Raw genomic sequence first — 10,680 nt, 5'->3', positions numbered from 1 at the left:
CAGTATTTGTGTAAAAATATTTATTAATTTACATTAAAAAATATGTTTTACACTCAACTTTTAGTTGCCCATTTGAGCTTTGATCAAGTCACCAATAGTCTTAGGACCATTGTCTTGAGCAGTAGTTGCTTGACGTAAGTTAGCAACTGCTTCTTTCTCTTCAGCTTCGTCTTTCGCTTTGATAGACAAGTTGATAGAACGAGATTTACGATCAACGTTAATGATCTTCGCTTCAACTTCTTGACCAACTTCCAGGAACTTGGTTGCATCTTCAACACGGTCACGGTTGATTTCAGAAGCTTTTAATTGAGCTTCAACTTCGTCAGCCAATTTAACAGTTGCACCACGAGCATCAACTGCAGTTACAGTACCTTTTACAAGAGCACCGCGTTCATTAGCAGCCAAGAAATCGTTAAACGGATCGCTGTTCAATTGTTTGATACCAAGGCTGATACGGTTACCTTCTGCATCTACAGACAAGATAACTGCTTCAACTGTATCACCTTTCTTGTAACGACGGATTGCTTCTTCACCTTGTTCATTCCAAGAAATGTCAGACAAGTGAACAAGACCATCGATACCGCCAGGTAAACCGATGAAGATACCAAAATCAGTGATTGATTTGATAGTACCAGAAACTTTTTCGCCTTTGTCATGGTTTTTAGCAAACTCTTCCCATGGGTTAGCACGAGTTTGTTTGATACCAAGAGAAATACGACGACGCTCTTCATCAACTTCAAGAACCATGACATCAACTTCATCACCAATCTGAACAACTTTAGATGGATGGATGTTTTTGTTGGTATGATCCATTTCTGAAACGTGTACTAAACCTTCAACACCTTCAGCGATCTCAGCAAAGCAACCGTAGTCAGTTAGGTTAGTAACGCGAGCTTTAACGATAGAACCTTTAGGATAACGGCTCATGATCGCTAACCACGGATCTTCGCCTAATTGTTTAAGACCTAAAGATACGCGGTTACGTTCTTTGTCAAATTTAAGTACTTTAACAGTAACTTCTTGACCCACTTCAACAACTTCTGAAGGGTGTTTGATGCGTTTCCAAGCCATATCTGTGATATGTAGAAGACCATCGATACCGCCAAGGTCAACGAATGCACCGTAATCAGTAAGGTTTTTGATCGTACCTGTAACTGTTTGACCTTCTTCAAGTTGAGAAAGTAATGCTTCACGGTCAGCTGAAGACTCAGCTTCCATAACAGCACGGCGAGATACAACAACGTTGTTACGTTTTGCATCTAATTTGATTACTTTAAACTCTAACTCTTTACCTTCAAGGTGAGTAGTGTCACGGATAGGACGAGTGTCTACCAATGAACCAGGCAAGAACGCACGAACTGGACCGATGTCAACAGTGAAACCGCCTTTAACTTTACCAGAGATAACACCAGTAACGATTTCGCCATCTTCAAAGATTTTTTCAAGTTTAGTCCAAGTTTCAGCACGTTTTGCTTTTTCACGTGATAAAACTGTTTGACCCATACCGTTGTCAAGCGCTTCAACTACAACGTCTACAGTGTCACCAACATTAACTTCAAGTTCACGTTGGTCATTTAAGAATTCAGAACGTGCTACAACACCTTCAGATTTAAGGCCTGTATCAACAGTTACCCAGTCAGAATCGATGCTAACAACAACACCTTGGATGACTGCACCCTTTTCTACGTTGAGGTTTAATTCGCTTTCTTCAAAGAGGGCTGCAAAAGATTCGGTCATGTTATACCTAGTAAAGTCAGCGGTCTTGGATCAGACAAGGCCGGTTTAGTTAAGTTTCCACATAGTCCCTAATAAAACTGATCTAGCTATGCTTCCACTAATATCTGTTATTTAGCTAATTGCTGATCTGCGTAATTGATCATCAAACCAAAGACTTCTTCAATAGATAATTCAGAACTATCAATGATATAAGCATCTTCAGCCGGCTTTAAAGGAGCTACGGTACGTTCCATATCTCGCTTATCGCGTGCCTGTATGTTAGCCAAAATGTCGCTTATTTTAGCATCCAAACCCATACCCTGCAACTGTTTTACACGTCTGGATGCACGTGATTCAGCTGATGCAGTTAGATAAATTTTCACTTTTGCATTAGGAAAAATTGATGTAGCCATATCTCGGCCATCTGCAACAAGACCAGGTTCCTCTGCAAATGCATGCTGACGATCAACCAATGCTGCTCTTAATTCTGGAACAGCTGCAACTTTCGACGCATATTCCCCAACTTGTTCCGTACGAATAATCTGGGTCACATCTTCACCATCAAGTAAAACCTGAGTAGCATCTTTGTGGCTAATAAATCTGATGTCTAAATTTGTTGCAATTTTTACACTCTGTTGCAAAACATCATGCTCGTCTAACCTTTCTAGAAGATCAGTTTTAAATAATGACAATCCAAGCAATCGATACAAAGCACCTGAATCTAGCAAATGAAATTGATAGTGTTTAGCCAATTTCGCAGCCAATGTTCCTTTTCCTGAACCACTTGGTCCATCGATTGTAATAATTTGAGTTGTCATTGATTCCTCTGTTTTATACAGATTTCGCCAGTTTTGAAAAACCTAGTTTAATCGCTCGTTTAAGCTGTGCAAGTATTATTTGGCTCACAAACGGTGCACGTGCTTGCAATTCAATCGTATAAGTCACTAATGTTTTATTTGCTGTTAGCTCTTTAAACTCGATAACGCCCAAATGATGTTTAATCAATGGATTTTTAATTAACTTATATTCAATCCTTTCATTCACTTTCATGACAGTAATTTGCTCCTGAATAGGCTTAATTGGACCAAATCCCATTTTGCGTACCGAACCGATTCCATCTGGACGTTCTGGATCTTCTGAATCCTTAATTCGAACGACCTGAATCGGTGCAAATGCCACATTATATGTTGCATGTTTTGATAACAAATCAAATACTTGATCAATTGGGGCATTAAATTCTTTTTTGACTTGAATCGAATTCATTGTTATTACTTCCTGATAGCTAAAAATATTGACAATTTTTATTGTCAAAAGCAGAAGCAGTTTAAATTATTTTTCCAAGTCATTTAAGGACTTTTGTTGTAAACGCTGCATCTTTTTTTGTTCACGTCGATCCTTAAAAAAGGATGATAGTTGATGTGAACACTGCTCCTGCAAGCACCCGCCAACAAATACAAAACGATGATTATAATATCCATGCTCCAATAATTGGCGTGCACTGACTAAAGACCCTGCTTTAGGTTCTGTTGCTGCAAATACAACTCGAGATACTCTGGCATGGATCAATGCACCTACACACATGGTACAAGGTTCCAGTGTGACATAAAGTGTCGCATCTTCAGGTAATCTATAATTATGTATATTTGCACATGCATCACGAATCGCCATAATTTCAGCATGTGCCGTAGGGTCATTATGCTGGATAGGTGAATTATGCCCTCTTCCAATAATTTTCCCGGCACTAACAATTACCGCGCCTACAGGAATTTCCCCTATAGAAGCAGAAAATGCAGCTTGCTCATAAGCAAACTGCATCCATTTCTCGTCTTCTTGATTCAAGGTAAACATTGAAACTTAAATTACACCATATTGTTTCAACAAAGCATTCCAGCTTTCATTCGTTGTTACAGGAGGAAAATCTCCTAAAATCCCTTTCAAACTGAAGTCAGGTGTTTTTTTCCATTCTGGCGACAAGTCTTTGTCAACCAAACGGGCACGAACCCCCTCCACGAAGTCAGGATGACGGATTTTCCAATCAGAAATCTGGGTTTCAAGCTCAAAAACCTCATTCCATGAATGCACCTGTTTACCCCACTGCCATAATAGCCAAGTAATCGCAGCAGTTGCAGGCGAACCTTTTTGCAGGTTTTCACTTGCCTGACGTAACCAGTCACTACGTGCATCACTCAAACCAACAATTGCTTCATAATCATGCTGGAAGTTCACTCCGCGACTTACACTATGAATTACATCAAGCGAGTTCTGAAGTGGTCCTGGTGCAACTGGGCGATGCAAGCTATTTAATGTGTCATCCAGCGCTCTAAAATCACCTGCAGGATAATGATCCCAGTCAATATTCAATAACTTCTGCAAAACAACATCTCGCTGAGCATCGCAAACATGAGTTGCCCAGCCGATGCTATATGCTCCGGCCGCGGTCATTATCGAGCCCGTTAAGCCTGTAAATAGACCAACTGCTCCACGATCAGCCAGAAAACGGGTTGCGCCAACATCTGGATATAACCCGATATTAATCTCTGGCATTGCCAATCGAGAATAAGGGGTTACCAGCCTAAATGGAGCGGCCATAAATAGCCCCAATCCCCCCCCCATAACATAACCTTCACCCCAAACCACAATCGGCTTGGCATAGTTATGTAAAAGCAGATCTAAGGCATATTCCTGTTCAAAAAACTTGTTTGCTGCATCAATTTCGTTATTGATCACCAGTTGGCGAAGTTTTCTTACATCACCTCCAGCACAGAATGCTTTTGGTGTAGTCGAATCAAACCAGATTGCCTTGATTGCATCGTCATGATGATAATCCTGGAACAGTTTCAACAATGCACTCACGATGGACTCATCAAGTGCATGTAAAGATTTTGGTCTGTTTAAACGAACAATTCGCCACCCATTATTTGCTTCTTCAACGATAAGGTCAGGGTGATACGGGTTCGAGTCGGGAGAGTTTGTCATGCGTCCAGCTGCCAGTCTATTGGCTCAATGCCATTTTGTTTCAGATAATTATTGGTTTTAGAAAACGCTTTACATCCAAAAAAACCACCCCGATTTGCAGCCAGTGGTGATGGGTGAGCTGCCTTTAAAATCAGATGTTTTTCCGGATTTATACGTTGTCCTTTGCGCTGTGCATATGCACCCCATAAAATGAATACAATATGCTCACGCTGTTCATTTAGCACATCAATTACAGTATCAGTGAACTCTTCCCACCCCTGCTTTTGATGTGATGTAGGCTGCCCAGCCTCAACAGTCAACACACTGTTAAGTAAAAGTACGCCCTGTTCCGCCCATTTCGTCAAATCTCCATGATTAGGTATACGTACACCTAAATCGGAGTGCAACTCATGGAAAATATTACGCAAAGATGGTGGTAAAGCAACCCCTTTTTGCACAGAAAAACTTAAGCCATGCGCCTGATGTGGACCATGATAAGGATCTTGTCCCAAGATCACTACTTTTACATTGTTTAATGGCGTTGTATTAAGTGCATTAAAAATAAGTGAACTCGGTGGATAAATCACTTTTTGATCATTTTTTTCTTTGTGTAAAAACTCACGTAAATGATCCATCTTTGAACCGAGTAAAAACTCTGCCAAACCTGCTTTCCAACTTTCATCCAACCGAACCTGATCTAGCTTTTGTTGTTCTTGTTCAGTTAATTGCATTTAAGTTTCATCCTAAATCTTCTCAAAACCAAAATTTAAATTTGAACTTGTAAATCAACTTCAGGATTTTGAAATTTGATCCCATTTTTCAGTTTTTCATACATTTCTTGATCTGCCCATTCTTGCTGAACCTGATCTGAGAATACGATTTGATCCAAACTGAGTTTGCCCATCTGTTGATTTTCAATATCTTCCATAAAGCTTTGTGCGTAACCAGTATCAGTTTCATGCACAATAACTGAATAAACTTCAACATCACCCTCCCCGTTTTGAGTGACGGTTGACTTTAACACTTGCTGTGCCAAAAAGAAAAACACTCTCGAAAACTGTTCAGCCGATGGTGAAACTGGTAAAGATACCCATCTTGCACTGAAAGTTTTACATGCTTTTATATATTCAGGATCATCATTTTGCCAAAAACAAATCGCATGATCAAAACTGTCAAAAATATCCTTGATCACACCTTTTAGCAGACCAAAGTCATATACCATTTGCCCATGATCTAATTTTGAAGCTTTAAGCAATAGCTCAACTTTATAGCTATGCCCATGTATAGATCGCTTACAACGATCCGACGTACAATTGCGTACGATATGTGCATTTTCAAACTTAAATAACTTACGAATTAACATGAGCCAAACAATATAATCAAATTTTCTGAGAAATTTGATTATAAAGCAAAATGCTCAACTTGAGCATAGATTTTAACGTTCATGACAATTAGCAAAAGGTATAAACATATTTTTACAAGATCTATGCACTTTATTTATTTTCAAAATGGCGCCAAACTTCTTGTATATACATAAACTTTCTGATTATTTCTATAAAGATAGCTAGTAAATTGACGCTTGCGATTATCCATAATCACCTCAATTTCAGCTTTAAAAAAGTTGGTTTTCACATCAAACATTTCTCTTGCTATTTTTTTTGAATCTTCACCTAATCCGTTAAATGGTGCCAAATTCAGCATATCATCGATATTTTTAAAATATTCCATTCTTGATATTTTATCTTGAATCAAACTATTAACAGCATTTACATCCAGGCTACTATCAATACTCGCCAATACAACAGCAGGTGCAGTATTAATATTAATTTTTGCATTCATATCAGGCGAAGCAGTAACAAATGCTTCGATTTGATTGTATTTCCCCGCTTCAAAACCACGGACCTGTTTCAGCTCTTCAACACTTCTGAATTTAGTGTTAGGTGCTAAATATGGATTTTTCAATCCTTGATAATAACTGCTTTCAGCTCCCATGGAACCAACTGTTTCATCATCAGGATCTTGCCAGTCAATTACAGCTTGTGACAACTCTGCTGGTAATCCCACTTTAACCAAAAGTTTTTCAAAATATACCCGTGCAACTTCGTTCGGCTTTCCATCACTTTTCACCAGTGAATTAAGATTAAATTTGCCAGATTCATCCGTTAATTGCCCAGAAATCGTCCCTCCATCCACCGAGAATGGAGGCATAGGATGAGCCCATGTTTCTTGCAGATGATCTACTTGTCCCGCAGTTTTTGTATCTTGCATCAATAATTCAGAAAAAAAAGCTTCTGCACTTTTAGCATATAAGAGAGACTGGTTCTGTCTCATCAAGTAGGCTGTATTTTCATTGGTATTTTGTTGACGCTTAGCAATAGTAGCAGCAATGATTGTAGCTAAAGCAACCATAATCAGAATAGTTAAGAGTGCGATACCTTTCTGCTGCTTTTTTTTCATTATTTAGTTTTCCGAATTATTTTGCTGTGTATTGTCATTATTGCTTTTCGCAGCTGAGGCTTCACTACTACTGGTATCACTAGCACCTTGCAAATTCAAAATTTTTAATAGTTCTGTGTCCAATAAACTAAAAATCCATTCATATTCTATATCCTGAACCTTTACACGGATACGGACACCTTTCGGTAATAACTGAATTGCATTTTTGTTGTTTAAATCAACAGAAGCATCTGGCCATTGATCTATTTCTTCTGGAGTTAATATGCTGACCTGATATTGTTCAATATTCTTTAAAACCACACTAGACTGTGGCTGAGTAAGATTGGTTACATTTAAATTCGGATACTTTAAACGATATAATTTTTTTTCCTGCGCATCATATCTGTATTCAATACGTTCATATGGTGAAAGCCCTTGTTTAAGAGGATCTGTAACACCAGTTTTACTAAAAGCCAGTCGTTGATCATTCAATAATAATGCAGGTTGAACTTGTCCACCCATGTTTGCGCTCAGCGGGATAATTTGCAACATATCGCGTTGCATTTGCTGATAAGCTTCTTGTAACTCCCCCAGATTTTGTTCATGCATAGCATTACGGTCTTTGACTTTCATTAAGTAGTCAAAAATCTTCCACCCTAGTGCTGATAGTACGGCAAAGATTGCAATTGCAACCAAAAGCTCAACAAGTGTAAAACCTGCTTTATATTTTCGAGAAATATTTTTACTCATTATGTATCAGCTTTTTGCGGATAATTAAAGAAAACCAGACTGGTTATTCCAGCTCCCTCTTTACCCAAATCGTTATTATACAGGCTTACCTGAATGGTAACCTTTTGTACATCAGGACTAATAGTAGATTCGGCTTTTTTATCAATTTGCCATGACTCACCTTCTGAAGTGATTTGTTTTGATTCCGTTCCTGTAAGCCACTCTTTATTAATTTCCATTTTGGCAACTTCATTCATGGCTACAAATTGTGCTTTAGTTCGTAAAATTGAATTTGCGGTAGACTGAGTATATTGCATGGCAACTTTGGTTAAAGCCATAGCCGCTATAGCAAAAATTGCCAAAGCGACGACCACCTCGATTAAAGTAAAGCCTTGTCTAGTTTTTTTCATCAACTTTACCCAAATAATCAACCTGTATCATCTCACCCACAGGTTTTTGGTCATAATACATTTGTATACGAACAGGTTTAACCTCACCGTTTCCAAACCAGATCAGTTGTGGTGCATTTGTACCTGTTAAATCACTATTATTTGCATTTTCAAAAGTATAATCGGCTGGTTCAATACGAAAGGAAACACGATCGGGCAATGTTCGCATTGGAAAATCAGGTACAGCTTTCCATTTGTTTTGTTCAATAATCTGAATGCGTGAATTTTTATGTGAAAGTGTATTTTTATATTCTAAAACTGTGTAGCGAAATGCCGATACATCCGTTGCACTTTGGATACCAAGCGCATAAATCCTTGACTGGTCATTGGCTTCTCTATTAATTTTCTTTAGATCCAGAATCAGTGATTCTCTTGCCTGCATTGCCTTGCGTTGGTCAACTCCATCAATATTTAGCAAAATCAGAGATGCCAAAAGACTGATAATCACAATCACGACCATCAATTCGATCAGGGTAAAACCTGCTTGATACATTGAAGGTCGTGAACGTTTCATAACATACCTTTAAGCCACTTGTTCGGCTGAAACCGTGTGTTTTGGCATCGCCAATGCCTGATCAATCAATGCAACACGCAATGTGTCACGACTTCCCAGATAACGCTGATAGAAACTAGAGTTTAAAATCGCTGCACCTCCATGAGTAATTGACCAGATTGATGCAAGATAATCACGTACAGTCATCAAACTATTAATAGATTCAAGATATTCTTCTGTCATCCGGATAATAATACGCAAACGTGCTTTACGAACCTGATATAACTCATTAAATAATTGCTGTATACCTTGTCCGGTTGTTGAAAGCCGCTCCTCTATCTGATGGAATAACACCGTCCTCTCAGGATGATGAAGATGATGCAGCATAAAAAAGGCTAAGTGTTCTGGAAAACTTTTCTCCTCATCTTTTGCCATCTCCAGCAACATATGCTCATTTCGGATGATCAGTAACATATAGAGCTCATCTTTACTTTGGAAGTGCTTATATAATGTTCCTTTCGCAAGATCTAATTCAGCTGCAAGTGCATCCAGAGTCATCCCAGACTCACCGTTTTCTAGAAGTAATTGCTCAGCTATCTGAAATATAAGTACTTCTCTTGCTCTAAACTGAGCTTGACGATCCATCTTCACGCTATAACTCTCTTTTTTAATCTTATACCGTTTAAATATTCATTTCATTTTCAGAAGATTCTCAAAATTACGTGTCGTAATCAATGCAATTTCTTCTAACGGTTTATCATATACATCACTTAAAGCTTTTGCTACATATGGAACATACTTTGGTTCATTGGTTTTTCCTCGATAAGGCACAGGTGCCAGGTATGGACTATCTGTTTCTATTAATACACGATCTAAAGGAACTTGTTTAGCAACATCACGTAAATCTTGCGCATTTTTAAAAGATACAATTCCAGAAAAGGAAATATAGTACCCCATGTCTAATACAGCCTTTGCGGTATCCCAATCCTCTGTAAAACAATGCAAGATACCATGAGTTGACTGCTCTGCACGGATTAAATCCACCGTATCATGTTTTGCAGAGCGTGTATGAACCACGACAGGTTTCTTTACAATTTTAGAAGCTTGAATATGACGAACAAAACATTCTTTTTGTTCAGCAATAAAATCTTGACTATGGAAGTAATCCAGACCCGTTTCACCAATCGCCCACACTTTTTCCGTCCGAGCACGTTCAACCAGATACTCGACTGTTGCTTTTGCCATAACATCTGGATCTTCACAGGGATGAATACCTACACTATAGCCAACATCATCATGTTTTGCTGCTATCTGCGCCAATTTGTCATGATCATCCAAATCAACAGAGATCCCCATGAATCTGGAAACACCCGCTTCTCTTGCTGCAGCTAAAGCCAAATTCAGATCCCCGGCATAAGCTTCCAGATCCAGCATGGTTAAATGACAATGTGTATCAACAAACAAAATAATTACCTATCCATCTAACATGAGGCTACATTGTATAACTAGGAAGATCTAATGACATACTGCCTGCCAGTAGTTTTTCTGCTTCCATTTTGTAATAGCTGCCTTTTTCACCAATCAGTTGAATCGCAAACCCTTGAGGTTTCTCGCCTATATCTTTATATGAAATCCAGATCACCTTCCCAGTTAGTGGTATCTTTTGAGATTGTTCGGGTAATGTTGCCAATAGAAAAACCTCGTCTCCAATTCTCACACTCTGGCTTGAAGGTATAAATAAACCACCGCCTAAAATATAAGGCATATAACTCGCTTGCAAAGTCTCCCGATTTGCAACCACAACCTGAATAATTCCGCCAGCTGCTTTCATGATTATTCTCCCCAATTATGAAATATTCATTAATATTTTAAATACCCAAGCTTATTTGAATACATTTCATC

At 38.6% G+C, this 10,680-nt stretch carries 14 protein-coding genes; all 14 read right to left on the bottom strand.

All coding sequences use genetic code 11. The features are described 5' to 3' along the window. Window positions 1-60: 60 nt before the first annotated feature. Window positions 61-1,737, bottom strand: a complete 1,677-nt coding sequence (gene rpsA, locus KPC_RS13465) for a 30S ribosomal protein S1 (RefSeq protein WP_121974880.1) — start codon at window positions 1,735-1,737, stop codon at window positions 61-63. Window positions 1,738-1,844: 107 nt separating this feature from the next. Then, window positions 1,845-2,534 carry a (d)CMP kinase gene (gene cmk / locus KPC_RS13460; protein WP_121974879.1) on the bottom strand — a complete coding sequence of 230 codons (690 nt, stop codon included), beginning with the start codon at window positions 2,532-2,534 and terminating at the stop codon, window positions 1,845-1,847. A 13-nt stretch (window positions 2,535-2,547) separates the two neighbouring features. Then, window positions 2,548-2,979 (bottom strand): SRPBCC family protein, encoded by a 432-nt coding sequence (locus KPC_RS13455; RefSeq protein WP_121974878.1) that lies wholly within the window; start codon window positions 2,977-2,979, stop codon window positions 2,548-2,550. Window positions 2,980-3,045: 66 nt separating this feature from the next. Beyond that, the gene (gene tadA, locus KPC_RS13450) at window positions 3,046-3,564 is read right to left on the bottom strand and encodes a tRNA adenosine(34) deaminase TadA (RefSeq protein WP_121974877.1); all 519 of its coding nucleotides are present in this window, start codon (window positions 3,562-3,564) and stop codon (window positions 3,046-3,048) included. A 6-nt stretch (window positions 3,565-3,570) separates the two neighbouring features. Further along, window positions 3,571-4,692: an enoyl-CoA hydratase/isomerase family protein gene (locus KPC_RS13445; protein ID WP_121974876.1), complete on the bottom strand. Its 1,122-nt coding sequence runs from the start codon at window positions 4,690-4,692 to the stop codon at window positions 3,571-3,573. Beyond that, entirely contained in the window at window positions 4,689-5,402 is a 714-nt protein-coding gene (ung, locus tag KPC_RS13440) for a uracil-DNA glycosylase (RefSeq protein ID WP_121974875.1), read from the bottom strand. Before ung ends, KPC_RS13445 begins: the two co-directional genes overlap by 4 nt. Window positions 5,403-5,437: 35 nt before the next feature. Next, window positions 5,438-6,034, bottom strand: coding sequence for a 6-pyruvoyl trahydropterin synthase family protein (locus tag KPC_RS13435; RefSeq protein ID WP_121974874.1), 597 nt, complete (start codon window positions 6,032-6,034; stop codon window positions 5,438-5,440). A 140-nt stretch (window positions 6,035-6,174) separates the two neighbouring features. After that, window positions 6,175-7,128, bottom strand: coding sequence for a type II secretion system minor pseudopilin GspK (gspK, locus tag KPC_RS13430; RefSeq protein WP_121974873.1), 954 nt, complete (start codon window positions 7,126-7,128; stop codon window positions 6,175-6,177). A gap of 3 nt (window positions 7,129-7,131) precedes the next feature. Next, complete coding sequence (gspJ, locus tag KPC_RS13425) at window positions 7,132-7,857, bottom strand: type II secretion system minor pseudopilin GspJ (RefSeq protein ID WP_121974872.1); 726 nt, start codon at window positions 7,855-7,857, stop codon at window positions 7,132-7,134. Beyond that, entirely contained in the window at window positions 7,857-8,246 is a 390-nt protein-coding gene (gene gspI, locus KPC_RS13420; RefSeq protein ID WP_121974871.1) for a type II secretion system minor pseudopilin GspI, read from the bottom strand. Before gspI ends, gspJ begins: the two co-directional genes overlap by 1 nt. After that, window positions 8,233-8,799: a type II secretion system protein gene (locus tag KPC_RS13415; protein WP_121974870.1), complete on the bottom strand. Its 567-nt coding sequence runs from the start codon at window positions 8,797-8,799 to the stop codon at window positions 8,233-8,235. Before KPC_RS13415 ends, gspI begins: the two co-directional genes overlap by 14 nt. Before the next feature lie 9 nt (window positions 8,800-8,808). Then, complete coding sequence (locus tag KPC_RS13410; protein ID WP_121974869.1) at window positions 8,809-9,423, bottom strand: TetR/AcrR family transcriptional regulator; 615 nt, start codon at window positions 9,421-9,423, stop codon at window positions 8,809-8,811. A 45-nt stretch (window positions 9,424-9,468) separates the two neighbouring features. After that, the gene (locus KPC_RS13405) at window positions 9,469-10,242 is read right to left on the bottom strand and encodes a TatD family hydrolase (RefSeq protein ID WP_121974868.1); all 774 of its coding nucleotides are present in this window, start codon (window positions 10,240-10,242) and stop codon (window positions 9,469-9,471) included. Between the two features lie 28 nt (window positions 10,243-10,270). Continuing rightward, entirely contained in the window at window positions 10,271-10,609 is a 339-nt protein-coding gene (locus tag KPC_RS13400) for a PilZ domain-containing protein (protein WP_121974867.1), read from the bottom strand. Window positions 10,610-10,680 lie beyond the last annotated feature (71 nt).

Source organism: Acinetobacter stercoris (assembly GCF_900323515.1).
Lineage (GTDB): Bacteria > Pseudomonadota > Gammaproteobacteria > Pseudomonadales > Moraxellaceae > Acinetobacter > Acinetobacter stercoris.
This window is presented reverse-complemented; position numbering and strand designations above follow the sequence as displayed.